The sequence below is a fragment of the Caballeronia sordidicola genome (assembly GCF_002220365.1).
GTDB classification, from domain to species: domain Bacteria; phylum Pseudomonadota; class Gammaproteobacteria; order Burkholderiales; family Burkholderiaceae; genus Caballeronia; species Caballeronia sordidicola_C.
Map to the genome: position 1 here is coordinate 54,268 of NZ_MTHB01000206.1, position 26,379 is coordinate 80,646.

Sequence of the window (26,379 nt, forward strand, 5' to 3'; positions counted from 1 at the left end):
TTTGGCAGCCGCCCGGCCGATGCATCGACGGACCCGTCCGAATGTTCACTGCACCTCGAGCGCGCCTCGATCCTCGGGGACGAGGCGCGCAAAGACAGCTAGAGCGCCTTCATCGGCATGGTGCCGTTCAGTGTCGGCAAGCGCGCGGCATCGGTGAACGGCGCTGCGGGCATGGCGAACGGAACGCTCCCGGCGGGCCAGCTCAATTAGCGACTTCCACCCGATTGCGGCCGTCACGCTTGGCCCGATACAACGCCAGGTCGGCGGCTTCAATCAAGTGCTTCATGTCTTCGCCCGGCTGAGGCACATGCATGACGCCGCCTACGCTGATCGTGAGCCGGTCGCTGGCTGAACCCGTATGCGGCACGGCAAGCGCCTCCACCGCCATGCGGATCTTCTCACCGAGCAGGCGCAAGCCGCCAGTCGACGTGGACGGCAGCACCACCGCAAATTCCTCGCCGCCAAAGCGAGCGGCAAGATCGGCGGGACGGTTCACGCTCGATTCAATCGCGCGCGCGACGAGCTTGAGCACATCGTCACCCGCTACGTGGCCGTAGGTGTCGTTGTACGACTTGAAGTTGTCCACATCGATCATCAGGAAGCCGAGCAGCGACTGGTCGCGCGCCGCGCGTTTCCACTCAGCGTTGATGTAGTCGTCCAGACAGCGTCGGTTCGATAAGCCCGTCAGCCCGTCTGAATTGGTCAGGCGCTGCAGTTCCAGATTGATTTCGAGAAGTTTTTGCTGCGACTGCCGCAACGCGCGGTAAGCCTCGTCCCGTTGCAGCAGATTCAGATACGAGCGTGAGTGATAGCGAATCCGCGCGATCAATTCGATAGTGTCCGGCAGCTTCACCAGATAATCGTTGGCGCCCGCGGCAAACGCGGCGCTCTTGATGCGCGGCTCTTCCTTCGTCGACAACACAATGATCGGAATATCGCGGGTCGCCTCGTTCTCGCGGTATTGACGCACCAGCGTCAGCCCGTCCACGCCCGGCATGACCAGATCCTGCAGGATCACGGTCGGCCGCGTGGCCTGCGCGACGCGCAACGCATCCTCGGGGTTGGCGCAGTAGTGAAAATCCAGCCGCGGCTCATCCACCAGCGCGCGGCGCACCGCTTCCGCGACAATCGTCTGGTCGTCGACCAGCAGCACCATGACCGCACTGTCGGCGGCACTTGGCGCATTCAGCGCATCAGCAAGCAGGTCGGCGGCTGATCGCTCCTCGCCTGCAGCATCGAGAGGGGCCGCCGGGCTTTCCGCGCGGGATTGCGGGCCGGCCTGCTCGCGCCGTGCGCGCTCCGCCAGCGGATCTGCATTTCGATGTTCCATGACTGAATCCTGTTCTGAGTCGAGTTCGAGCGCCTCATTTGCGCGACGATATGAACGCCCTTTGCACGGCATTCGCGATGTTCGGGAGTGGCAGGATGGCTACCGCCGCGTTCAGCGCTGCCGCGGCTTTCGGCATGCCGTAGACGGCGCATGTCGCTTCATCCTGCGCGATCGTGTGATAACCCTTGGCGCGCATGGCGGCAAGACCCGCCGCGCCGTCGCGGCCCATGCCGGTCAGCAGCACGCCGACCGCGTTGCCGCTCCAGCGCGCGACCACGCTTTGAAAAAACACGTCGATGGACGGCCGGTACGGCGTCGCTAACGGCTCCTTCGTGTAGCCGAGCCGATTACCGCCGCCACAGAAATGCAGGTGGTCGTTGGTCGCCGCGAGCAGCACGCAGCCGGGCTCCGGCCGGTCGCCCTCGCGCGCCACGCGCACCGGCAACGTCGACTGCTCGTTGAGCCAGTCGGCCATGCCGATCGCAAAGGCCTGGTCCACGTGCTGGACAATCACCGTAGCCGGCGCGAAGTCGGCCGGCAGCGCGGCCAACAGCGTAGCCAACGCGCTTGGACCGCCCGCCGACGCACCGATCGCGAGCAAGTCGGTGTCCGACGTAACACGCGGCGCGGCTGCAATCGGATTCGCGGCTGCTTTCGTGGCCTGCTGCGCGCCGATCTGGTCGATCTTGGCGGTCAACGCGGCGATCCCGCGTTTTGCGTCCGGACCTGCGAGCACCGGCGTGTCGACCGCATCCAGCGCGCCCGCGCCCATTGCCTCGTAGACCCGCCACGCGTTCGCGCCCACGTCGACAGTCACAATCAGGATCGCGCACGGCGTCTCGCGCATGATTCGCCGCGTGGCTTCCGTGCCGTCCATATGTGGCATGACGAGGTCCATGAGCACGACGTCGGGTGTCTGCGCGCGGCAGTAGTCGACCGCTTGCGCGCCGTCGATCGCGACCCAGATCACCTCGAAGTCGCGCCGGGTCGCAAGCGCTCCTCGCAAGGCGTCCACCGCCAGCGCCATGTCGTTCACGATCCCGATCTTCATCGCCTCGCCTCTCTTTTTTAGTGTTCTCTCACGACTGCGCTTCGCCGATCAGATCCCGCACTGCATCGAGCAAGGTCTGATCGTGGAAACTGCCTTTCGCCAGATAATAGTCCGCGCCGGCATCCAGCCCCCGCTGCCGGTCTTCCGCGCGATCCTTGTACGACACGATCATCACCGGGGTCTCGCGCAGTTGCGGATCGCGCCGGATCAGCGTCACCAGTTCAATGCCGTCCAGGCGCGGCATGTCAATGTCAGTGATCACGAGGTCAAAGCGCTCGCTGCGTACCGCGTTCCAGCCGTCCATGCCGTCGACGGCAATGGTCACGTCATAACCGCGCCCGGCCAGCAGCTTGCGTTCGAGTTCGCGCACGGTCAGCGAGTCGTCCACCACCAGCACGCGTTTTCTCGCCGCGGCGACCGCGCGCGCCGTGCCCGACGAGACACGCCCGAGTTCACCGTCGACCACCAGCTTTTCAACTGCGCGCAACCAGTCGTCGAGATCGGCGATGAGGAGCGGATCGCCGTTTTCCATCAATGCGCCCGCCGCGATGTTCGGGATCTTCCCCAGGCGTTTGTCGAGTGGTTGCACGACCAGCATGCGCTCGCCGAGAAAGCGGTCGACGACCACGCCGCAGCTCGCCGCGCCCTGCCCGATCACGACGACATTGAGCGTGTCGCTGGCGGTCTCGAAGGTGCCTGAGCGGAGGATCTGGTGCGCGGTCACGATGCCAAGCCGCCGCCCTTCAAAGGCGAAATGCTGATGCCCCTCGAGCAGGTCGATCGATGCGCGCGGCAGGACAAGCGTGCGCGTGACGTGCGCGAGTGGCAGTCCATACGGTTCGCCGTCCACGTCAACAATCAGGCTGCGAATCACGGACAGCGTCAGCGGCAACTGCATCACGAAACGCGTTCCGACCCGCGCTTCCTGCGTGACGCGCAGGTTGCCGCGCACTTGCCTCACGACGTCCTGGACCGCGTCCAGGCCAACGCCGCGGCCGGAGACGTCGGTGACGGTATCGCGCATGGAGAAACCGGGCAGGAACAGGAATTCAAGCAGTTCGGTATCCGAAAGACGTGCGGCCGTTGACTCGTTGGCCAGGCGTTTGTGCACGATGGCGCGGCGCAGCGCGTGGAGGTCCACGCCGCCGCCGTCGTCGCTGACGCTGATGAAAAGCGAACCCGCGCTATGGCGCGCGTCCAGCGTGATGGTGCCTTCCGGTGGTTTGCCAAGAGCCGAGCGCAGCGATGGCGCTTCAATGCCGTGATCGACCGCATTGCGCAACAAATGGCCCAGCGGCGCTTCGAGCAGGTCGAGGATGTCGCGATCCACTTCCGTCGCTTCTCCGGCAATCACGAAGCGCACTTGTTTATCGAGCGATCGCGCGACGTCGCGGACCATGCGCGCAAAACCGCCGGTGGCATCGACGAACGGCCGCATCCGGCATTCGAGTGCTTCGTCGTAGAGCTGCTGCGACAGATGCGTCGAGCGCCGGTCGTAGTTCTCCAGCTCGGCCAGGCGCTCGCCGAGCTGGCGATGCGCTTCCTTGTTCAGACGGCGGACCTCGTCTAGCGCATCGAGCGTACGCGCGTCGAGCGCGGCAGTCGGGGCGGCCGATGAGCTCGATGCCGAGCTAGCCGCCTCAGTCAGCGATTCGTGCAGGAAATCAAGCGCCCGGCTCGCGTCGCGCTGGATCCGCTTCACGCGCAGCATGGATTGCGCGAATGGCTTGAGCCAGCGTGACTCAACCAGCGATTCTCCCGAATGGCTGAGCAAGCGGTCGAGGGTGTCGGCACGAACGCGGAGCATGCGGGCCGGCTCGCGCAGTTCGGCGGAGCGGACCGGCTGATAAGGCGCAGCCTCCACGGTTTCCGCGACTTCTTCCACCGGCGCTGAAAGCGTCAGTTCATTCGATAAATCGAGGTAGGCGTCAGACTGAGGCGCTTCAAAAACAGATGGCGACGGCGCAGCGGTAGCGCCGTTCATCCGTGCATTCAAGGAGTCGACGAATGTGTCCACATCCTTCTGAGACAAGGTTTCGTCGCCTGCCCCCTGGCCGATCCGCAAGATCAGGTCGACACCGCTCAGCAGCGCGTCGATCATGCCGGCATCCACGCTCACGCGCCCTTGTTGTGCGCCGACGAAGCAGTCTTCCATCACATGCGCGAGGCTCACGCCGTCCGGCACGCCGACAATCCGCGCCGCGCCCTTCAGCGAGTGGGCCGCGCGCATGCAGGCTTCGAGCGTCACCGGGTCGCGCGGGGCGCGTTCCAGCGCGAGCAGGCCGTCGCTCAGGATCTGCGCCTGCGTCCGCGCCTCCTCGCGAAACAAGTCGATGAGCGACGGCTGGCCGCGGCTTGGCCCCTGGCCTGTTTCAGCGCCGCTCATGTGAGGCTCCGGTTCAAGGTCTCGAAAAGTTTGGCCGCGTCGAGCAGGCCCACCGTCACGCCCTTCCACGCCGTCACGGCCACCGCGTGGGACGCCGACATGCTGGCGATGGTCGCCGGCACCGCCTGGAAATCTGCGCGCGCAAAACGATGCACACCATCGACGGCATCGACGGGGAACACGATCGGGTTGCCGAGGTTGGCGGCCCCGTCGCGCTCGGCCGCCTCACCGCCCGGCTCGACGACCAGCAAGCGCGCAAGATCCCGGGCATCGACACCCTGCAGGCCGCTCTGCTGCTCCAGCCTGCGCCCGTCCTGACCCACCGCGGATGCGATCCCGAACAAGCGCGCCAGCGACGCGCACACGAGCAACCTTCCACGCACGTTCACCACGCCGAGCACCGCGCGATGACGCCGGTGCGGCAGCGAGTGAATCGGCCGTAACTGGGCAACCTGCTGGAAGATCGTGGTGGGCAAACCCAGCCATTCATCGCCGATACGAAACACGAGCCACGACGTGGCATCCGCCTCGCGGGCCGCGTATTCGCTCAGCGACTGCGCTGTCTGGCGATGCAGGATCTCTTGTCCGATCACGGCATCGGCGGATGATTCACGGTCCAGCACGCGCGCCGCGGCGGCATCGTGGACAGGACAATTGCGGCAATGAATGTACCCGGCCAGGCGCGGACACGAACCGTCGCCGCGAACGCCGATGCGGTTCCAGCAGTCGTCGATCGGGGTATCCATATTGGCAAGCAATGACGACAGCTCGTCCCCGGTTGAAGCAGAAGCAGAAGCAGAAGCCGAAGCCGCTTCGACACGCCCGGCAGTTTCATCTGCGTCAAACCTCCCGTCTCGCTGGTCGCGCGGATCAATCATGGCGGCCTCCCGATGCCCGTTCAGCCCGTTCAGCGCGCGCCAACAACAACTGCGAGCCCGCGCGGTCGCCTTCCAGGCCGAGCACCGCGGCAAGATGTGTCAGCGCCTCACCATGTCTGGGGTCTAGATAAAGCGCACGTTTGTAAAAACCTCTCGCCTCGCTTTGCTCACCTCGCGCATCCGCGATCACGCCGAGCAAGTAGTAAGCGTCGGCGCTGGCCGGATGCGCCTTGAGATAGGTCCGCGCGATGTCGGCGGCTTCGAGCAAGGCGCCGGCATCGGCAAGTGCCTGGGCTTGTTTGAGCGTACCCGGCTTGGCGGCAACCGGTGCGCTGGCCGCCGTGTCGGCCGCCTCGTCGGCCGCCTCGCGCGGCGCGCTGGGAGCAGGCGGGCCGAATGAAAATGAGCGTCGAGGTGCATCGTTCAGATGCGTAGCCGATACAGCCCGATGGCCGAACGTATTCACCGGGCTGGGCCGCGCAACGGGCGCCTTTGGCGTCCCTGCCCGCGCGGCAAATTCCATCGCTCGCTGTGCGCTGGCGATGGCGGCGAACAGCGCGTGCGGCCGGACTCCCGATCCATGCTCGTCCCAGCCCCGCTCACCGGTGAACGTCGGCCGAGCGCCGCCCGCCAATATCTCTCCTGGTCCGCCTTCCGGCCGCCTGAACGCGAACGCCAGCACCAGCTTCGCCGACGCCATGCCTTCGCGCATCATCAGCCCCGTTTCCGCCGGCCCGACAAACAGCGTCCCGCCTGGTGCGAGCAGGCCGTCCAGCACCCGCATGGCCGCGTGCTGCGTCTGCCGGCCAAAATAGATCAGCACGTTGCGGCAGAAAACGAAATCGAAGGGTTCGAACGCCTGCTGATCGAGCGTCAGCAGATTCGCTTGGCGAAACTGCACCCGCTCCGTCACCTCCGGCAAAAGCCGCCATTGATCGCCTGCCTGTGCGAAAAAACGCTCGCGAAATCCGAGCGCGCGGCTGCGAAACGCGTTGCCGCCATAGTGCGCGTGGCGGGCAACGTCGAGCGCGCGGCCGCTGATATCGATCGCATCGATGGAAAAACGCTCGGGCGCAATACCCGCATCGAGCATGGCCATGGCGGCGGTATAGGCCTCCTCGCCCGTCGAGCACGGCATGCTCAGGATCCGCACCGGCTTGAACGGCTGATCGTGAAGCCGCGCGCGCGCCAGCTTGACCAGTGCGTTGAACGCCTCGGCATCGCGGAAAAACCACGTCTCCGGCACGACCACAGCCTCGATCAACGCCTGCAACTGCGCCGGCACGCCGTTCACCTCAAGCCAGAACGCTTCGATACTGGCCCGCGATTCGTCCAGACCATCGGCACCTGCCGCGCGCCATGCGGCGAAGCGCTCCGAGACGGCTCGTTCGATCGCTTTCTCGCCGATAGACGCAGGGTCCAGACCGATCGTCCGTTGCAAAAGCCCGGCGAACTGCACGACCTGCGCATGTGGCAGTGCCTCGCGACGGCTTTCATGCATCTCGTGGATCTTGTGAAACGCCTGCGCCGCGCGACGGGCCTGATCGGAAATAGAGACGTGCTTCATAGAGACGTGCTTCATGCTTCGCTCGGCGTGAAGAGTTGTGCCTGCACGTGCCGGGGCAACAGATGCTCAATGCGCACCCATTGAACAAGGCCTTGAGCGTCGCGTGCAAGCGGCCCGAGATAGCGCGCGTCAGTCGCCTCGACACCGGCGTGCCTGAACGCGGCGGCGTCGAGCGTCAGTGTGCGCGTGGCGCGCTCGAGCAAGATGCCGAGGCGCTTATGCTCGACGCCCGTCGGGCTTTCGTGCGGGTAGTAGACCAGCGCAAGGCGCGTGGACAAACGTTCGTGCGAACGCCGGCCGAGCGCAAGCGCAGCCAGATCGATAACCGGCACCGGCAAATCTTCATAATCCAGCACGCCCGCGACCCAGTCCGGCACGCCGGGCATCGCCTTCAGGGGCACGAGCGACAGCATGCGCTCGACCTGCGAACTGTCGATCACATAGCGGTCGTTATCGAGCGTGAACTGGACGAAGAGCATGGTCTCAGCAGCCGGGTGAATGATCGGAAAGCGTACGGGTCATCACGTCGCCACCTTGAAGCGCGACACGCCGGTGCGCAGGCCATTGGCGGTGTGCGTGAGATCGTCGATAGCTTGCGTCGACTGGCGCAGCGACTCGGCCGTTTGCTGTGCGGCTTCGGACAATTGGGCGAGCGCCTGCGTGATCTGGTCAGCGCCGGTCGCCTGCGTCTGCATGCCTTCATTGACCATCACAAAACGTGGCGCGAGCGTCTGCACCTGCTGGATGATCTGCGACAACTGCCCGCCGACCTGCTGCACGTCCGTCATGCCGCGCCGGACTTCCTCGGAGAACTTGTCCATGCCCATCACGCCCGCCGCGACCGCCGACTGGATCTCCTTCACCATCTGTTCGATATCGAAAGTGGCAACCGCCGTCTGGTCTGCAAGACGACGGATTTCAGTCGCCACGACCGCAAAACCGCGCCCGTATTCGCCGGCCTTTTCCGCCTCGATCGCCGCGTTCAGAGAAAGCAGATTGGTCTGGTCAGCGACCTTCGTAATGGTGGCCACCACCTGATTGATATTGCTCGCGCGCTCGTTGAGGATCGCGAGCTTGCCGTTCACCGATCCCGCAGCCTCCATCACGAGCCGCATGGTGTCTTCCATCCGCGTCAGGCCCACCTGCCCTGTACCCGCCAGCAGCGCCGACTGTTCGGCCACGCCGGACACTTCGTTCATCGTGCGCACGAGGTCACGCGACGTGGCGAAGATCTCCCTCGACGTGGCGCCGATCTCCGTCGTCGTCGCGGCGGTTTCGCTTGCCGTGGCCTGCTGTTCACGGGCAGTCGCGGCAATTTCAGCCACCGATGTCGTGACTTGCACCGCCGACTTCTGCGCTTGACCGACCAAGCCGGTCAATTCATCGGTCATGCGGTTGAATCCCGCTCCCAGCGCGCCGAATTCGTCCCCGCGCTCCAGTTGCAGGCGCTGCGACAGGTCGCCGGTGCGCATCGCATCGACGACCTCTACCAGGCGCTGCATCGGCACGGCGATCGCCCTGAGCAGCAGGAACCCGGCCCATGCCGCCACCAGGAAGGTCACCAGCACTACCACGAACAACGTGATCTCAGCCTTGCTGACGGACTCGCGAATGCTCTTCGACGAGCTCATCTGCTGCTCGTTGTTGTGCTCAACGAGTGCCCGAACCACGGTCCGGCCGGTTTCCCAGACCGGAGTGAGCTGGGTGTTGAAGGCCGCTGCGGCAGCCGCCTTCGACGCCGGCAGATCAGCCAGGATCTGCTCCTGGATCGGCGCGTAGAGGGAACGTTGCTGCTTGAAATCGGTGAAGAGACGGCGGTCGGTGTCTTCAAAGACCGTGGCCGCGTACTGGTCGATCAGCTTGTCGAGTGAGTCGCGAGTTTCCGCAATGCGCTGGGTGTCGCGACGAACCTGGTCCGGCTCGCTATCGATAAAAATAAGCCGCTGGGTCACCGTGTAGTTTTCAAACCACGCCGCACGGATAGTCGTCGCGAGGTAGACACCCGGCGACGAATCTTCTTCCTGGCTGCGTGCATCCCGGTCGATTGTGCCAAGCAGGATGTATGAACAGACGGCCATGACCAACATCAGCGCGAGAATCACGCCAAAACTCACAAGAATCCGATTTCGAATGGTTAACTGCTTCACGCATGAACCTTTTCAGTGGGGTTTGCAGTAGGACGGCTGCTTCAGCGCCGGCAGTGGGCGCACGGCACCCGGATCAAAAAGGGTGCGGCGCAATTTTAAGACGGAAAACGAAACGCTTTGCGGATAAATACAGGCTTTTGTCCGACAGCGACTAGGACGGACACCGTCACCGGCCAAAGTTGTGCACAGAAATTGGGGACCACCCTGTTGACAACCTTCTGACAAACCCCGGAAAGCGTTGAACGAAAACGATTTTCGGGCGCCGCTTCAAAGTGCGCCGGGCGGCAGGATTTGATTGTTTCAGCCAGCGAAGTTGTGCACACAAACTGTTGAAGGACCTGTGGACAAGCGTGAGGTAATCTTTTTAAGTCTTTGATAAATAAGCGCAGTTTCGAATCGATCCGATTTGAACCACGCGTTGCGCGTATTTCGGCGCGTTGCCGAGCCGGCAGCGACTGGCGAGTTATCCCCAGTAATTGTGGGCAGGCTTGTTGATAAGCACGGGGCTCGACGCCTAAGTCACTGATCAGGCACGGTTTAAACTCCGTGACTCGAAAGCGTCTTGTGCGCGCGGACGTTTCAGGGGAGACGGAACGCCGGACGTTTCGCCCGAGCGACAGGAATTGCGCCGGTGCGGCGGATCACGTCTCGAATCCGCGCGAGCAGGTCATCGGCTTTGTAGCGGTCGTCCTGGCTGAGCCGCTCGGCCACGGTCTCGAATGCCTGGTCGATGCACAGCAGGATCGCTTGCGCCTCGGCGCGTTTCAGACCCAGGCGTTCGCCGTAGGCAACGAGTTGCCCGGGCACGGGGAAAACCTTCGATTTATTCAGGTTCAGCGCCATCCGGCCATCGAGCGACGGATAGATGCCCGTGCAGACGACATCGTAGATGGGGGAGAGCCGGCGCGGCCCAGTGGGATCGGCATAGACAATGCCGATGTTCTTCATGTGCGCGTCACCATCGCGAAGAAAACACGACAGCGCGACACGCTCGAACAGCCGCAGCGATTGCGCGCGGAAATCGGCGCCGGTATAGACCTCCACCGCCCGCCCGATCATCTCGTAACTGCCGCGGTATTTGTCGTTGCCGGTCAGCACGCTCATGTCCTCGAAGCCAAGCGGCGTGCCGTCCGGCGCACGATCGAAACGCGCCATGACGAACAGCAGGCCGTCGTTGGAGAGCCAGAAATCAGGCACGTCGAAACCCGCCTCGCGCGCTACCGACATGCACAGGAATTCGTTGCGGGCAATCCCCGCATAGTCGTCGCCTTCAGCCTTCACGATCACCGTGGCCAGTGGCAAGGTCGCGTGTGCGTCGAGTGTCGCCACGCTGGCTGGCACCTCAGGGGCAAGCGGCACCACCGTCTTCGGCTGCACGCCTGAAATGCCTGAGCCGAGCGCATATTTGCTCACCAGCCGCTCGAACAATTGTCCCGATGGCGACGACAGCAGCTCGTCAAGCCGCTCGCCCTCGCCCTCAGGCACCGTCTGGCCGTGCAGCGCGTAGGTGAGCCTGCCGATCTGGTTTCGCCCGGCGAGGAACAGCAGGAACATGTCGCTGGGGGTGCCGAAGCGCGCCAGCCGTTCTTCGATGATGTATCGCAGGTAACCTTCCGGGCGATTCATCGCGAACACGTTCATCAGCGCGCCGCTGCTGTAGCTCTTGCGACGCACAGGCATGGTCAGCGACACGGCCGCGTCCGGCTCGACTTCTCCGTAGTTGAAGACGAAAGTGCTCTCCTTCGCCAGCAGACCGGCCATGCCCTGGGGCGTGTGAACGTCGAGCCGGCGGATTTTGTCGAAGAGGTTTTCCAGGTCAAACGGCGCAGCAGGCATAAGCGACGACGGCGTGCTCATTCGTCCTCCCTGAAGAAGGAGTCCAGATCTTCGAAGACCACAGTGTCTTTCGGACGCAGGGTGAGGTCATAGCCAAGCGCGTTCGCGATCCGGCAAAGCTCATGAAGGCCGACGTTCTGTGCGCCTTCCGCATTCGTGATTGTGCGCCGGGCCACGCCCGCGCGATCGGCCAGCGTCTGTTGACTCAAACGTCGCTCACGCCGTAGCGAGCGGAGTTCCGCTGCCACACGCTCGAAATTGCTGATGGGGTCCGTGTATTTGCGAGGGTCCGTGTATTTGCGCGTCATGATGCGCAATTGTAGGCTTTTTTTATATTTTGCGCACTATGGTGCGCATTTTTATTGGTCGGTCGTTAGCTACTTGATTGCATTGAATTGCGCATTATGATGCGCAATTCATCAAAAATAAGCAAATTTGCGCGTTAAAACGCGCAAATTTGCATTCAGAATCGGGAGACAGGATCATCCATCGGACGAACTGGGCAATCCCGTCGCCAGCTATCAGCTTCCGCGATAAAGCGCCGCGCTGGCCGGTGTGGACACCGCCGGCCGAGCGGGACCGCCGTTTGCGCCCTTCACACTCTTCGCACCGGTGGACGACGAAGACGACGCAGCCGCCGGATTCGCCACCCCCGGTTCCATATACCCGGGTGCACCCTTCGCATTTTGCTTCTGCCCCGGCGGCGGAGCGGATGGGGCGGTGCGCATGTCAGCAAGCATTTGCGTACACGGCAGCGGCTTGTTGTTACTCGGCGCGATCAACGGGATCAGCGCGGCAAACGGGTTAAGCAGACCGAGCCCGACCGCCGCCGCGCCGCGCACCGCCAGCGCACCGGCATCCACGCCTACATGCGGATCCTTGAACGTCCCCTTCACATACAGGGGCGAGCGCAACGAGAACACCCGGAAACCCTTCGTGTGCGGATGAATGTTCAGGTCCATCTCCTCGGTCTTCAGATTGACGGTACCGTCCATGTTGATCACGGCGTCGTCGGTATCGAGGGCGAACACGCGCGACTCCAGCACCCCGTTAGTCGCGACAAAATCCGCCGCGGCGCAGTTGATCTTTACATCGTGTTTGCCGAAGAGTTTTTCATAGACCGCGTTCGCCACGTTCAGCCCCGCCGCTTCCATATACAGCCGGCTGACCGTGCCATCGGTGATCAGCGTCTTCAGTTCACCGTTCATGGTTCCAGCGAGTGCCGCCGGCGAATTGCCCGTCGCCGATAACGCCGCGTCACCGTTCACTTCACCCAGCGCTGACTGCATCGTCTTGACGGTCGGCAGCAACTGCTTGAGTTTCAGATGCCGCGCCGAGGTCGAGAAGCGGCCCTGGAGCGGCTCCTTGCTACCATCGAGGTGAATAGTCGACGATAGCGTGCCGCCCGCCACGCCGAATGACAGCGGTTCGAACGACAGCACGCCGTCCGTCATCACCACGTGCGTATAGAGGTTGCTGATCGGCAGCGCCGGGTCCTTGATGATCTTGCGGCCGGTGAACTTGACGTCGGCATCGATCGCCTTCCATCGATCCGTCTTGAACTCCTCGGTCGGCAGGGCCTTCGACGACGGTTGTTTCTCCGTGTCTCCGCGTTTCGCTTTGCTCGCGTTCGAATCGGCGCCGATGATGGGTGCGAGATCGGAGAACTGCAGCAGGTTCGATACAAGTTCGCCCGACAGCAACGGCCGCGGCTTGCGTCCGACGAACGTCAGCGAGCCGTTCAGGTCGCTGCCGCCCACGCGTCCGGTGAAATTTTCATACCTGAAGACATTGCCGTCAGCCTTGAACTGGCCGACGAGCCGCCCTTCCGTTGCATACGGCGGCGTCGCCGGCAGCGTCACGCCAACGATCGGATACAAATGCTCGAGGCTCACACCCTGCAGCCAAAGCCGCAAGTCGAGCGCAGCGAGATGGGCCGGATCCGTCACGGTCCCGACAAACGCAATATGCGTATCGCCGATACGAACATCAGCCTGCACGGGGAACGGACGCATGGCGTCCTGCAGCGCGAGCACGCCGCCGACCTTGCCGTCGCCGGACACCGCCACGCTGTTGTATTTACCCTTCACCGACCAGCCTATGCCATAAGGCGGCACGGGCGGTTTAGGCCCTTCCTTCGTGGTAATGCTGGTGTTTGCAGAAACGCTTGCCGGGTTCGGCGCGCTCGCGTTTTCGGCAGCAGCGGCCGACGCGGCGGATGCAGCGGCGGCTTCCGATGCTGCGGCCTTATCGACTTGCTGGTTCAGCTTGCTAGCACCGCTCTTGCCGACCATCTGGGCCGACGATTTCTGCGATGCCGCCTCCTGCTGCTTCATCACATCGCCGATGGGAACCATCTGGCCAAGCGTATTCACGACGGCCTGCATGTCCGCTTTCGTGATCTCGTCCGCGTAGGCAATAGTGCCCTTGTCCAGCGCGATGTCATGCAGTTGAAGGTTCCACGCCGACGGTTCGCTCGACTGCTTGAACTTGAACGTCCAGTTATCGCGGTTGTCCTTGAGGCGTTCCAGATCGACCGAGGGATTCACCAGGTTGATCGATGGAATCACGATGTCATGCGCGAGCAGCGGCAGGATCCCGACCTGGAAATCGATCTCGTCCAGGGTCGCGAAAAACTTCTGTTTGGTCCAGTCGGGATTCGCGACCGTGATTTTTTCCGCCGAGAATCGCGGCCACGGGACCCAGCGGCGCCAGCCCGTTTCTCCGGGCGGGCGTTGCCAGCCGACCTTCAGGTCGCCCGTAATCTCGAACTGCCGGCCGATGGCCTGCGAGACTTTATCGTCGACCCAGGGGCGGGCCCGGTTCCAGTCGAAGGTCAGGAAAACGATCACCAGCACAGCGATCAGGACAATCAGAACCGCGATGATCCAGGCGACTGTTTTTCCGATTTTCCGGCCAAGCGCCATAGTGGCTCCCTCTATTTTATTTGAAACACCGAGCAGCACGTCGCGTGCCCGGCGATGATACCGGCAAGCCATGCCGGGCAGGACCTTGCCCGATCAGGGCTCACACACGACGCACCCGCACGACGCACCCGCACGACGCACCCGCACGACGGACCCGCACAACGGACCCGCACAACGGATCTAAGGATCGCCTGAGCAGCGTTGATTTATGATTGCGCTCCGAGATCATTCCCCGAGCCTGTCTTCGCCATGTCCAAGCAAGCCGACACGCCTTTGATTGACGCGACAGCGCTCACCCGCCGCGATCCCGTGCGCGACGTCGTCTTGCTGCACCCCACTACGTTCAGCTTGTCCGCAGGCCAGCGCGCGGTCATCACCGGGCCGTCGGGCTCAGGCAAGAGCGTGTTCCTGCGTGCGCTTGCGCTGCTCGATCCTGTCGATGACGGTGTGATCCAGTGGCGCGGGAAGACCATCGCGCGCACGGATATTCCGGCGTACCGGCGGCGAGTGGCTTACATTGCACAACGCCCGGCCATGCTCGACGGCAGCGTGGAAGACAACCTGCGCTACCCGTTTTCGCTGAAGGTGTATCGCGACGTGCGCTTCGATCGTGAGCGAGTGATCAAGCTGACCCGCCGGGCAGGCCGTGAAGCCGATTTCCTCGATAAACGCGCGAGCGAGCTATCGGGTGGCGAAGCCCAGGTTGCCGCGCTGATACGCGTGTTGCAAGTTGACCCCGACGTGCTGCTGCTCGACGAACCGACGGCGTCACTCGATCCTGCATCCGCGCTGGAAATAGAAGCGCTCGTCGGTGCCTGGTTCGGCGATCGCCGGGGCGAACGCGCCAGCATCTGGGTGTCGCACGATCCGGCACAGGCGAAACGTGTGGGCGAGCGCCAGCTCGTCATGACCGCGGGTACTCTGTCATGAGCGGATATCAGAGCCTGAGCCTGCTCGACATTGCGATCGCTGCGGCGTTGATCGTGGTGAACGGGGCGTTATCGGTTGCGCTGAAGCTCGATCTGGAACGCAAGCTGGCGTGGGCGGCGGTGCGCAGTGTCGTGCAATTGCTGGCAATCGGGTACGTGCTCGGTTGGGTCTTCCAGTTTTCGCGCTGGTACGTCGTATTGCCGCTGATGGCATTGATGACACTGATAGCGGGACTGTCGGCGTCGAACCGCGGAAGGCGCACGTACCTGGGGCAGCGGGTGGATAGCGTCGTGTCGATCTGGGTGAGTTCGTGGCTCGTGGCCGCGGTGGGATTGTTCGTCGTGATCCGGATTCATCCGTGGTATGAGCCGCAATACGCCATACCGATCCTCGGCATGATCCTCGGCAATACGTTGACGGGCGTCTCGCTGGGCATCGAACGGATGACGGAGGAACTGACGGCGGGACGAGGGGCGGTGGAGATGTCGCTCGCGCTCGGTGCAACGCGGTGGGAGGCGGCGCAAGGGCCGGCGCGCCAGGCCGTGCGTGCGGGCATGATCCCGACGTTGAACCAGATGACGGTAGTAGGACTGGTGAGCCTGCCGGGCATGATGACGGGGCAGGTGCTGGCGGGGCAGTCGCCACTGCAGGCGGTTCGTTATCAGATCGTCATCATGTTTTTTATCGCGGCCTCATCGGCGCTGGGAACGGTGGGCGCAGTGTTATTGACCTACCGGCGGCTCTTCTCGCCGGAACACCGGTTCATGGCGTCAAAGCTCGTGGAGAGGGAGAAGCCGAAGCGCGGATGAAAGACGCGGACGAAGCGGACGACTGAGCACCTGCGAAGGCCCGCGAAATATGACTATGTCCCGCCCGGCCGCCTGGCCAAGGCGTGAATCAGCGACTCCAGCCGGGCAAAGTCGACAGGCTTTGTCAGGTGATCCAAAAAACCGGCATCGCGGCATCGGCGGATATCTTCGTCCATGCCATAACCGGTGATGGCTACCGACGGTTTACCAGGTTGCAAGTCGGTCCACGCGCGGGCGACCTCGAGCCCGCTGCCATCGGGCAGGCCGATATCGCTCACCAGCAGATCGAACGTTTCGCCCCGTGCCAAAGCAAGCGCTTCGGCGACCGTAGTGGCAACGCCGACCTGATGTCCGAGCACCTCCAGCACCTGAGCCATGGCGGACGACGTGTATTCGTTGTCCTCGACGAGCAGCACCTTCAACGACCGCACAATCTCATCCGGGTCCTGCGCGGCGCGCGGCGACGTTTCATCTTCCGCCCCGGCCTTCACGAGCGGCAAGGTCAGCGTGAACCGGGCTCCCTTGTCGCGCCCATCGCTCTGGGCCGTCAGCGTTCCGCCATGCTTCAACGCGAGTGTGCTGGCAATGGCCAAGCCCAGCCCCAACCCCCCGAACGCCCGGGTGATGGAGTCATCGGCTTGTTCGAACGCCGAAAAAATCCGCGGCAACGCTTCGGCGCTAATCCCGATACCGCTGTCGGCAACCGAAATCGCGATGGTCGACGCATCCGGATTCCACATCCGAACCGCGATGCGCCCGCCCGCCGGTGTGAACTTCACCGCGTTCTTCATCAGGTTCCAGACGATCTGCTGCAAGCGCGCGGCATCGCCGAAAACCAGCGTGGACGTAGCGCCCAATGTTGTTTCCAGCTTCAGGCCCTTGCCGCGCAGATCGGACTCCGACATATCGAGCGCGCTCGACATCAGCGTCTCCAGCACCACATTCGCAAAGTTCAGCGAAAGCTTGCCGCGCGCGATACTGGTCAAGTCGAGCAGATCGTCGATCAAGCGCGCCTCCAGCTCCACATTGCGCCGGATCAGTTCGAGCGTTGCCTGGGCGTCGGGCGGCAGTGCGTGACGTATCTCAAGTAATCGCACGGCGGCGACGATCGGTGTAAGCGGCGTACGCAATTCGTGCGACAACACCGCAAGAAAATGATCCTTCGCCCGATTCGCGGTCTCGGCCTGTTCCTTCGCCACCCGCAAGGCATCGGCGGCCATGTGCTCTTCGGTGACGTCGCGGATGATCTTCGAATAGCCGATCAGATCGCCGTTATCGGCACGAATCGCTGTCGTCACGCCCGACGCGAAGAACGAGCGCCCGTCCTTGCGCCAAAGCCAGCGGTCGTCGTTCGCACTGCCGTCGACTTGCGCCGTCTCCAGTTCCTGCGCGAATACATTGATGTCGCGATCTTCCTGGCCGTAGAACACTTCGGCGGACTGGCCGATCACATCCTGCGCCGCGAACCCGAGAATTCGCTCCGACGCCGCGTTCCACGTCCGGATCCTGCCCTCCTGATCGAGCGTGATGACCGCGTAATCCTTCAGCGCATCCACCAGCAAGCGGAAGTGCGTTTCCGTCTCCCGCAGCGCGCGTTCGACCGCAATACGCTGCTGGCGCTCGGTGCTTTCCGTCAAGGCGCGCCGCACGACGGCAGGCAGCCGTTGCAGGCGCTGCTTCAGGACATAGTCGGTGGCGCCGCGCTTGAGCATGTCGACGGCATGCTCCTCGCCGAGCACGCCGGAGACGAAGATGAACGGCGTATGCGGGACGCGCTCGCGAGCGATCGCCAACGCTTCGACGCCGGAGAACACCGGCATCACGAAGTCCGCGAGGATCACATCGAAGCTGGACATCTCGAGCGCCGCTATGAAACCCTGCTCCGTGTAGACGATTTGCACGTCGACCTTATAGTCGGCGCGCTCCAACTGGGTCAGGGTCAGTTCCGCGTCGAGCGCGTTGTCTTCTACGAGAAGCAGGTGCAAGGGCTGCATGGTCAGGGCACTCAGGCGAACCGGCACGCGCGATTCTGCCGGGCAGGTCGCATCGGGCAAAACAACGAAAGGATCAGCGGGTCCAGGCCGCTACGCCGGGCACCGTGCAGGAGGAATACGCCAGTGTGCACCAGAATCATTGCGGCGCGGACTGACGGCGAACGCGCATCGACCCGGGCGGCGGCTCGTTGAGCACGGCCCAAAACACGCCGAGATCAGCAATCGCCTGCACAAATTCGTTGAACTCGACCGGCTTCACCACATAAGCGTTCACGCCGAGCGCGTAGCTGCGCACGAGATCCTGCTCCTCGCGCGACGACGTCAGCATGACTACCGGAACCGCCTTCAGCGTTTCATTGGAACGGATGGTTTCAAGCACTTCCAGACCGTCGATTTTCGGCAGCTTCAAGTCGAGCAGGATGACTGCGGGGTTACCTGGAGTGCGTACGCTCCACTCGCCTTCGCAACGCAGGTAATCGATTGCTTCCTGGCCATCGCGCGCCACGATCACTTCGTTGGCAAGCTGGCTTTTGTCGAGCGCCACGAGTGTCAGTTCGAGATCGCTGGGATTATCTTCGACAAGCAAAATGGGTTTCAGCATAGTCCGATATGACGGGTTGAGATAGAAGGTGGCGGGATCAGTCGCTCGTAATAGCCCGGTAATCAGTCAAGCATGCACATTCAGTTCTGCGGTGCCGGCGGTGCCGGCGGTGTCGGCGGTGTCGGATTAAGCAGTTTGCCGGCGCCGGGTTCGGTTTCGGTGGCTTCGGCCCTGAACACCTTCGGCAGCGAAAAATGGAACGCGGCGCCCTCACCTTCTCGGCCCTCGGCCCAGGTTCTGCCGTCGTGCCTCTCGATGATCCGGCGCACGTTCGCGAGGCCAATGCCGGTGCCGTCGAACTCTTCAGCGCGATGCAGGCGCTGGAACACGCCGAACAGTTTGTTCACGTATTTCATATTGAAACCGACGCCATTGTCCCGCACGCTGACAATGTATTCATCGGCTGTCGATTGGGCCGACAACTCGATTCTCGCTGATTCCCGTGTACGCGTATATTTCACCGCGTTCGAGAACAGATTACGCAACGCGATCTGCAGGAACGCCGGATCGCCGGTCACCGTTGGCAGCTCCGGAATAATCCATTCCACCTTTCGGTTCGCTGTCTCGGCGCCAAATTCCTGCGCGACCGATCTCACCAACTGGTTCAGGTCGACGCTCACCGGACGCAGCGCGGCACGGCCCATTTGCGAAAACGTGAGCAGATCGTCGACAAGCACACCGGCGAAACGCGCCGACTCGAGCATGTTGTGGAGGAAGCGCTTGCTGCGCTCGGACAGTTTGTCGCCATCGCTTTCCCGCAGCAAATCCCCATAGCCAGCGATATGCCGCAGCGGTGCGCGCAAGTCGTGCGAAACGGAATACGAAAACGCCTCAAGCTCCTTGTTCGTGCGACGCAGTTCGTTCGCGAGCTCCGCCAGTCCTTCCGCGTGGCGCAGCACGATGTTGAGCATGCCCAGCCGAAATTCACCCGCAATCTCCAACTCCACCGCGTGCCAGCGAATCGAGCGGTTGCGCACAGTCTCGAGCCACGGCGCAAAATCCTTGCGTGGTGCCACGCTGCCGTTCTGGCTCGACACGCGTTTGACCGGCTCACCCGCCCATGTGATCGTGCGCGTGGTTTCGGGACGGAACCAGATGACGTAGTTGCGAAAAATCTGTGAGATTGGCACGGCCAGGATGCCGCTCGCGGTGTCCGTGTGACGCGACGCACGCGGCCACGCTTGCGACAGCGCGTCGGTTGCATAGACGCCCGACGTGCTGGACGACAGCCACTGCGAGAGCGCGAGCACAGTGTCCTGGTCCGGCGTGGAACCTATCAGCGTTGCTTTCCCGTCCACCACGATCGCGGCGCCCGTCGATCCGGCGAAACACAGCAAATCGTCAGGCGCCGATTTCAGAGCGGAAAGATAGTCGTCTTGCTCGGCCAGGGAGCCCATCAGACGCGACATCGTGCGTCGTAACCTTAGCAAATACGCCGTCTCGGCCCGCTCCTCCTTCGCCTCGATCTGCAACGAAACGATCTGCCCAAGATGCTCGATAGCGACGCGCACCTCGAACGGCACGAGACGCGCGTCATGGTCATGGCATGAAATCAGGCCCCACAGCTGTCCGCGCACGACCAGCGACACCGACATCGACGCATACGTGCCCATGTTGCGCATGTACTCGAGATGGATTGGCGAAAAGCTGCGCAGCGCGGCATAAGAGAGGTCGGTGGGGCGGCCGGTCGCGGGGTTCATGGCGGGTACGAGTCGCGCGGCCTTCGCCTGCGCGTTCGCGACCAGCCTCACGCGTTGCTTCACATACAAAGCGCGTGCCTGGCGGGGGATATCGGAAGCGGGGAACAACTGGTTCAGGAACGACGCGTACCCGTCTTCGATATGCTCTGACAGCACTTGGCTGCGGCCCTCGTCGTCGAATTTGTAGAGCAGCACGCGGCCGAAACCCGTCATCGCGCGCACTTCTCGCACAGCGAGGTCACCGAGTTCGGTCAAGGTCTCAACGTCCTGCAGGCTGCGCGTGAATGTGCGCACCAGGGGATACATTGATGCAAACACGTCTGCATTCGAATGCCGTGCAACTTCGAGTTCAACAATCAGGTTGCCGTCGTGCCGATGCATCGTGATGTCGAGTTCAGGACCGTCTACAGCCGCGGCCAAATGGTCCTGCACACCTTCGCGCGGGCTGAAGAACGGGTTCTCCATCACGCCGACATAGAGCGGCGTTTCGTCCAACATGGCCGTGGCCGCGGCATGTGCGACTCGCGCCGCAGCGGCCGCGCCGATCACCACGTCCACCGGCTCGCCCAGCAATTGCTCTACTGGACAGCCCACGAGCGTCCCGACATTTTCGCTGGCCTGGATAATGGTAAGCGTGCTGGAGAGGCACAGCAGATAACCGTGCGGCTGGATACCGCCGGGAATATGGATTGGTTCGGCGTCGCACTGCGCATTCGCCGCGCCCGCCGTAAATGCCCGGTGGGCCGGCTCTGCGCCGGGTGACGCAGGTGTAGTTCCGTCCACATCCGGATTCCACGCATCGCGATCATCCTGCGCGCGCATGGCGGCCGGATCCGGCGACACTGGCTCTGGCCCGCTGCTCATGCCGTTGCCCCCCATCCGGTGCGGACCTCGCCGAGCCAGCCGTGCAAGCCGTCGAACGTGGCGATCGCGGCATGCACCGCCTCGTCGTACTGCTCAGGCGGCACGTTCGCGCTCGCGGTCTCGCGAAACGCTTTCCACATGCTGCCCGTGCGCACTCCATAACCTTCGAAATAAGCGTTGCCGGAGCCGCTTTGCAGACCGAACAATGTCGCGACGTGCGGCGCGATGAAGCGCCCTCCAAGCGTGGAGCCCTCCATCACGTACATGGAACCGAACACGCGGCCGATGCTGTCCATTGCAGGCAGCTGTTCAATTTTTGTCACCCCGTTCGCGCGATTGGTGTCGCCGGTCAAGAGCGCCAGGTCCGACGCAAGCAGCGACGCCTTGCGACGCCCTTCGAAAAAGTCGCGCAGACGCGCAGGCATAAAGGCCGCCGCCGCTTCCTCCCACGGCGCGACGTATCCGTAAAAGCCCTCGAGCAAGGCCACATACTCCTCCCGCGGCCACTCAAGACGCATCAGGTCCAGTGCGTTTTCCAGCCGCGTATGACACTCGGCAGTTTCGTTTTTCAGACGGGACAGGAGGTCGTATTGCATGATCCATTCAATAGGTTTTCCGCGGGTTTGCCGCGTGAATGCCGCAATGTTGACCCGGGCGCCAGATACCGGACGCCGGTAACCATGCGGGGCCGGGTACGGCGTTGCTACTGGCCCCTGGTGGCTGCGGCGTGGTCCGGCACAGCTTTACGGCCGGAGGCATCAAACGCTCCTCGCTCGCCGCCCCAAGCGTCGGCATCGATTACCGATACACAGTCGTACGCACGCAAAAATGGTAGAAACAACTGCAGCCGGTAGGAGTGAACGCCTTTCTCAGCTTGGCTCGCACATGGCCGTGCAAGTTCTCCGATACCGCGCGCCCATTCTACGCAAGAGGCGCTTTGTTGACCACGGGCGACAATCGGCGCCTCCCTTGTCAACGCTTGCGCTTGCTGCCCTGGTCCGTGCGGCCGCCGGTTTGCGTGCGCTCCTGATACTCAGCGCCGCCGCGGCGGTCCGTGTCCTGCAGCCCACGTTCCAGGTCTTCGTGCGCCTGCTCGCCAACCTCACGCGGTTCATCTTCCTGCTGAGAGGAAGGACTTTGATCGGTCTCATGCGGCAGCGGCGCGAGCGCGCCGTCATCGTGTTTTTGCTGCGCCGGATGTTTGCTTTCCAGTTCACGTCCGTCCTGCGCCGGACCTTGGCGCGTGCCGTTGGCGGCGTCGGGTGATTGCTTGCTCTGCTGTGTCATTGCAACCTCGCTGTGATGCTCTATGCGGTGATCTTTACCTTCGCTCACTTGATATCGAGCCGCTTCTTCATGGACGCTGTGATGCGTTGCCGTGTGTTCGCGTACTGGCTCCACGGATCGGTTTTGAGCACGTCCAGGCGCTCATGCAGATTGCCGACATTCCATTGATCGCCGGCGGTGGTGGTATCGAGTTCGTCCCAGCCGATAGGAACCGACGCTCCCATCCCCGGCCGAGCGCGCAGCGAAAACGCGGCGACCGTGCTCGACCCCCGGTTGTTGCGCAAGTAGTCGACGAAGATCTTGTCCCGGCGATTCTGCTTGCCCATCTTCGCGGAGAAATACTTGGGCAGCGTGCTGGCCATATGCTGCGCGACCGCCTGTGAGAACCCTTTCACTTCGTCCCAGCCGGCCTGCGGCGTAAGCGGAACGACCACATGCAGGCCCTTGCCGCCGCTCGTCTTACAGAAGGATTCAAGACCGAGTTCCGTCAGCAACTCACGCGTGAGGCGCGCGGCCTCCTGCATCCGGTCCCAGCCGAGGCCTTCGCCTGGATCAAGATCGAAGACCATGCGGTCGGGCTTCTCGAGTTTGGCCGCAAGCGCATTCCAGGTGTGCATCTCGATCGTGCCCATTTGCGCCGCGCCCACCAGCGCGCCGACGCTTTCTATCGTGATGAGCGCCGGATGACCAGGATCGATGCCCGGATGCTGCTTGACGTTCGGAATGGTCAGCTTCTCGCTGTGCTTCTGGAAGAACAGCTCGCCGCCGATATCCTCCGGCGCACGCACCAGCGACACCGGCCGGTCTTTGAGATGCGGCAGCATCCACGGCGCGACGGACTCGTAGTAAAGGGCGAGATCGAGCTTGCAAGTACCCGTCGAGGGGTCGATCACACGATCGGGATGACTGATCTTCACGCCTGCTACAAGCTCCGTACCAGCGGGATTGCGCGTGGCTTTCTTAGCGACGGTCTTCGCTGCTGTTTTCGTTGCTGTCGTCCCGGGACCCGGCTTGGATTTGCCATTCTGTTTCGCCGTATCGGTGGTCTTTGCCGAGGTTTTTTTCGTCGCCGTTTTCACCGTACGAAGCACTTTCGCCGCACTTTTCACCGCCGTTTTCTTCGCTGGCTTCTTGTTCTTATCGTTGTCATTGTCATTGTCCAACGCAACCTCCTTCGTCGATCTCGGCATTTCCTTGACGATCTCACGCGCCGGTTTGTCGTCCCTCAGGCTGACGAACGAGGCTTGCCGCACGATCCGCTCCGACGTCCATTCAGCGAAATTGCATTCGGCGACAAGTTCCGGCTTGACCCAATGCACGGGTGTTCGGCTACGCTCTTTCGGCGCACTGGCGAACGGCATTGTCTTGACCTCGCGTGCATCGAGTTGCTTTTTGACATCGCGTAGAGTCGATGCATCGAAGCCGCTGCCTACCCGCCCCGCGTATTGCAGCTTGCCGTTCGTGTCATGAACGCCGAGCAATAACGCACCGAACTGCCCACGGCTGCCCGACGGCTCCGAATACCCGCCGATCACAAACTCCTGCCGGCGCCGGCATTTAAGCTTGACCCATGCGTTGCTGCGCCCCGGCGTATAAGTGCTGTCGCGCCGTTTGCCGATAATCCCCTCCAGCGCCATGTCGCAAGCGCTCTTCAGCAGGTCATCGACGTTGAATTCGAAATCCTCGGAGAAGCGCAGCGCGTCGTCATCGACCGGTTCCAGCAGCGCCTTCAGGATCGCTCGCCGCTGCACCAGCGGCACGCCGCGCAGGTCATAACCGTTCAGGTAGGGGATATCGAAGAAATAAACGGCAATATCTTGCGGACGATTGGCGTCGAAGGCGTTCTGCAGTTTCTGGAAGCTGGGGAGGTCGTTGTCGTCGAGCACGACCGCCTCGCCGTCGAGCCACGCGCTATCGACATCGAGCTGACTCAGCGCCTTGACCTGACGGCTGAACTTGCTGGTCCAGTCATGGCCGTTGCGCGTGAAGATCTGCGTGGATTTCGCTTTCGATGCAGCCTGGCGATCGATGCGCACGAGAATCCGATAACCATCGAACTTGATTTCATAGGACCAGTCATCGCTCGATGGCGCGGTGTCCACGAGGGTCGCGAGTTGTGGCTTCATGGTTGCAGGAAGCCTGGCACGTACAGCGTCCTGGATCGCGGGATTGTCTGCAAGGGTTCGCAGCGATTCCCCGCTCCGGTTCGCCACGATATCCGGCCGCGGCCGCTCAGGGCGTGTGCCTTGATCCTTCACGGCAGGCCGCTTCGGCGGTGGCGCGGCCTTCGTGGCACCGCTCGTCGTTTTGCTGGTCTTGGCAGCGGTCTTCCGCTCGGCCCTTTCGCGTACTTCACCGTTCTTCGTGCGTGCTCCGAGCGAATCGCTCATCACGCTGCCGGGCTGCTTGAGCAGCACGTCGTAGTCGGCCTCGTTGCGAGCTTCGTCGTCGCGTTCCTTGATCAGCAACCATTGTTCTTTGTCGCCGTTGCCGCGCATGTTGCTGCGCACGAGCGTCCAGCCACCGTGGAGCTTGTCGCCGTGCAGGACGAACTTCAGCTTGCCCTTCGCATACGTTTCACGGGCTTCGTCGATACTGCCGGCCTGCGGCTCCCAAGTCCCGCGATCCCAAACGATCACGCTGCCCGCGCCATAGTTTCCCTCGGGGATACTGCCTTCGAACGAGCCGTAATCGATAGGATGATCTTCCACGTGCACGGCCAGCCGTTTCACCGAAGGATCGAGACTCGGCCCTTTCGGTACGGCCCAGGACTTGAGCGTGCCGTCGAGTTCGAGACGGAAGTCGTAATGAAGACGCCGGGCATCGTGTTCCTGGATGACGAACGACAGTGCGCTCTCCCGAGCCTTTTTCGCCACGCGCCGGGCCTTGGCCTTTACAGCCGCCTGGCCGGATGGCTCAGGCGTCTGGTTGAAGCGCCGCATGCGCTGGTAGGTTTCAAGTTTATCGGCCATCGGCAGGTCGCTTTTCGTAGTGCGTATAGATGGGTGAACCAACGATGGGGAACCAACGCGCGACGCATCGCATGACGCATCACATGACGCAACGCGCGCCGACGGGTTTAAGCGCGTTTGCGGCGCGTTGTTGTCTTGCGTGCGGGTCTGGCCGCGGGTTGCGCGGCGTCGGCGTCAGCCGTGCCTTCCTCGGTGCTGCCGGTGGTTTTGGCGCCGCGTCTCGTCGGCTTACCCTTCTTCAAGCTGCGCTTGAGGAGTTCGGACAAATCGAGGATCTCCGCCGACGCCTTGCGTGGCGCGCCTTCTTCGACCTCCGACACCTCCTCCGTTTTCCCTTCCTTAACCTTCTTGTTGACGAGCGCCATGATGTCTTCGCGGAACGTGTCGTGATAGTCGTGCGGGTTCCACGTATCGCTCATGTCATCTATTAATCGCTGCGCCATCTCCAGTTCTTTCGGCGATACCCCCGCCTTCTTCGAGTTTTCGTCCGGGAACTTGAAGTCATCGAATTCGCGCACTTCATCGGCCCAGCGCAACGTGTTGAGCGCCAGCGCAGGACCCACCGGAATCAGCGCAGCCAGATGTTGTTTGTTGTGCAGCACCACGTTCGCTATCCCGACTTTCCCCGACGCCTTCAACGCGTCGCGCAGCAACGCATACACTTTCTCGCCCTTGCGATCAGGCGCGAGGTAATAAGGGGTATCGAGGGAGAGAAACGAAATGTCAGGGGCTTCGACAAACGCGAGAATGTCCACGGTCTGCGTCGATTCCGGATTGGCCGAGCGAATCTCGGCGTCGCTCATCACGACGTATTTGCCCTTCTCATACTCGAAGCCACGCACGATGTTGTCACGCGTGACGTCCTTACCCGTGTTCTTGTTGAATTGCTTATAGCCGATGGGGTCCATCGAGCGCTTGTCGAGCAGATTGAAGCCGACCTTCTCCGACTGCGTCGCCGGATAGAGCTGCACGGGGACGTGCACCAGCCCAAAGCTGATCGCGCCTTTCCAGATCATGTGTGGCATCGCGAATGACCTTTCCGATAGCCGCTCTGACGGCGTGACAGGATGAACGATTAACATGCGCCGAGAGACGCATGG

The 26,379-nt window shown here is 62.6% G+C and carries 19 protein-coding genes; 2 read left to right on the forward strand and 17 right to left on the reverse strand.

Features of this window, described 5'->3' with window-relative positions; all coding sequences use genetic code 11:
* Positions 1-202 precede the first annotated feature (202 nt).
* The 10 genes from BSU04_RS29185 to BSU04_RS29230 form a co-directional block, all read right to left on the reverse strand.
* Positions 203-1,330 (reverse strand): diguanylate cyclase, encoded by a 1,128-nt coding sequence (locus BSU04_RS29185; protein WP_089163789.1) that lies wholly within the window; start codon positions 1,328-1,330, stop codon positions 203-205.
* Positions 1,331-1,364: 34 nt separating this feature from the next.
* Positions 1,365-2,381 carry a chemotaxis response regulator protein-glutamate methylesterase gene (locus BSU04_RS29190; protein ID WP_089163790.1) on the reverse strand — a complete coding sequence of 339 codons (1,017 nt, stop codon included), beginning with the start codon at positions 2,379-2,381 and terminating at the stop codon, positions 1,365-1,367.
* Positions 2,382-2,409: 28 nt separating this feature from the next.
* Positions 2,410-4,767, reverse strand: coding sequence for a hybrid sensor histidine kinase/response regulator (locus BSU04_RS29195; RefSeq protein ID WP_089163791.1), 2,358 nt, complete (start codon positions 4,765-4,767; stop codon positions 2,410-2,412).
* The gene (locus BSU04_RS29200; RefSeq protein WP_373452886.1) at positions 4,764-5,645 is read right to left on the reverse strand and encodes a chemotaxis protein CheW; all 882 of its coding nucleotides are present in this window, start codon (positions 5,643-5,645) and stop codon (positions 4,764-4,766) included. The genes BSU04_RS29195 and BSU04_RS29200 overlap by 4 nt, the downstream gene beginning before the upstream one ends.
* Positions 5,638-7,227 (reverse strand): CheR family methyltransferase, encoded by a 1,590-nt coding sequence (locus BSU04_RS29205; protein ID WP_256983383.1) that lies wholly within the window; start codon positions 7,225-7,227, stop codon positions 5,638-5,640. The genes BSU04_RS29200 and BSU04_RS29205 overlap by 8 nt, the downstream gene beginning before the upstream one ends.
* Positions 7,224-7,691 carry a chemotaxis protein CheW gene (locus BSU04_RS29210; RefSeq protein ID WP_089163792.1) on the reverse strand — a complete coding sequence of 156 codons (468 nt, stop codon included), beginning with the start codon at positions 7,689-7,691 and terminating at the stop codon, positions 7,224-7,226. Before BSU04_RS29210 ends, BSU04_RS29205 begins: the two co-directional genes overlap by 4 nt.
* A gap of 42 nt (positions 7,692-7,733) precedes the next feature.
* Positions 7,734-9,359, reverse strand: a complete 1,626-nt coding sequence (locus BSU04_RS29215; protein ID WP_089163793.1) for a methyl-accepting chemotaxis protein — start codon at positions 9,357-9,359, stop codon at positions 7,734-7,736.
* A gap of 579 nt (positions 9,360-9,938) precedes the next feature.
* The gene (locus BSU04_RS29220; RefSeq protein WP_256983385.1) at positions 9,939-11,216 is read right to left on the reverse strand and encodes a type II toxin-antitoxin system HipA family toxin; all 1,278 of its coding nucleotides are present in this window, start codon (positions 11,214-11,216) and stop codon (positions 9,939-9,941) included.
* A complete protein-coding gene (locus tag BSU04_RS29225; RefSeq protein ID WP_089163794.1) occupies positions 11,213-11,503 on the reverse strand; it encodes a helix-turn-helix domain-containing protein in 291 nt (96 codons plus the stop codon). Before BSU04_RS29225 ends, BSU04_RS29220 begins: the two co-directional genes overlap by 4 nt.
* Positions 11,504-11,716: 213 nt before the next feature.
* Positions 11,717-14,122 (reverse strand): AsmA family protein, encoded by a 2,406-nt coding sequence (locus tag BSU04_RS29230; RefSeq protein ID WP_089163795.1) that lies wholly within the window; start codon positions 14,120-14,122, stop codon positions 11,717-11,719.
* Between the two features lie 249 nt (positions 14,123-14,371).
* On the opposite strand from BSU04_RS29230, the gene BSU04_RS29235 reads away from it, so the two are divergent.
* The gene (locus BSU04_RS29235) at positions 14,372-15,052 is read left to right on the forward strand and encodes an ABC transporter ATP-binding protein (RefSeq protein WP_089163796.1); all 681 of its coding nucleotides are present in this window, start codon (positions 14,372-14,374) and stop codon (positions 15,050-15,052) included.
* Entirely contained in the window at positions 15,049-15,861 is an 813-nt protein-coding gene (locus BSU04_RS29240; RefSeq protein ID WP_089163797.1) for an ABC transporter permease, read from the forward strand. The genes BSU04_RS29235 and BSU04_RS29240 overlap by 4 nt, the downstream gene beginning before the upstream one ends.
* Before the next feature lie 53 nt (positions 15,862-15,914).
* Here BSU04_RS29240 and BSU04_RS29245 read toward each other — a convergent pair whose 3' ends face one another.
* From BSU04_RS29245 to ku, 7 genes are all read right to left on the reverse strand, one after another.
* Entirely contained in the window at positions 15,915-17,855 is a 1,941-nt protein-coding gene (locus tag BSU04_RS29245) for a hybrid sensor histidine kinase/response regulator (RefSeq protein WP_089163798.1), read from the reverse strand.
* Positions 17,856-17,991: 136 nt separating this feature from the next.
* Complete coding sequence (locus BSU04_RS29250; protein ID WP_089163799.1) at positions 17,992-18,456, reverse strand: response regulator; 465 nt, start codon at positions 18,454-18,456, stop codon at positions 17,992-17,994.
* An 80-nt stretch (positions 18,457-18,536) separates the two neighbouring features.
* On the reverse strand, positions 18,537-21,020 hold the full coding sequence (locus BSU04_RS29255; protein WP_256983388.1) for an ATP-binding protein: 2,484 nt from the start codon (positions 21,018-21,020) through the stop codon (positions 18,537-18,539).
* Complete coding sequence (locus BSU04_RS29260) at positions 21,017-21,616, reverse strand: biliverdin-producing heme oxygenase (RefSeq protein ID WP_089163800.1); 600 nt, start codon at positions 21,614-21,616, stop codon at positions 21,017-21,019. The genes BSU04_RS29255 and BSU04_RS29260 overlap by 4 nt, the downstream gene beginning before the upstream one ends.
* A gap of 376 nt (positions 21,617-21,992) precedes the next feature.
* The gene (locus tag BSU04_RS29265) at positions 21,993-22,307 is read right to left on the reverse strand and encodes a hypothetical protein (protein WP_089163801.1); all 315 of its coding nucleotides are present in this window, start codon (positions 22,305-22,307) and stop codon (positions 21,993-21,995) included.
* A gap of 44 nt (positions 22,308-22,351) precedes the next feature.
* Positions 22,352-25,279: a DNA ligase D gene (ligD, locus tag BSU04_RS29270; RefSeq protein WP_089163802.1), complete on the reverse strand. Its 2,928-nt coding sequence runs from the start codon at positions 25,277-25,279 to the stop codon at positions 22,352-22,354.
* Positions 25,280-25,386: 107 nt separating this feature from the next.
* On the reverse strand, positions 25,387-26,304 hold the full coding sequence (ku, locus tag BSU04_RS29275) for a non-homologous end joining protein Ku (protein ID WP_089163803.1): 918 nt from the start codon (positions 26,302-26,304) through the stop codon (positions 25,387-25,389).
* Positions 26,305-26,379: the final 75 nt, after the last annotated feature.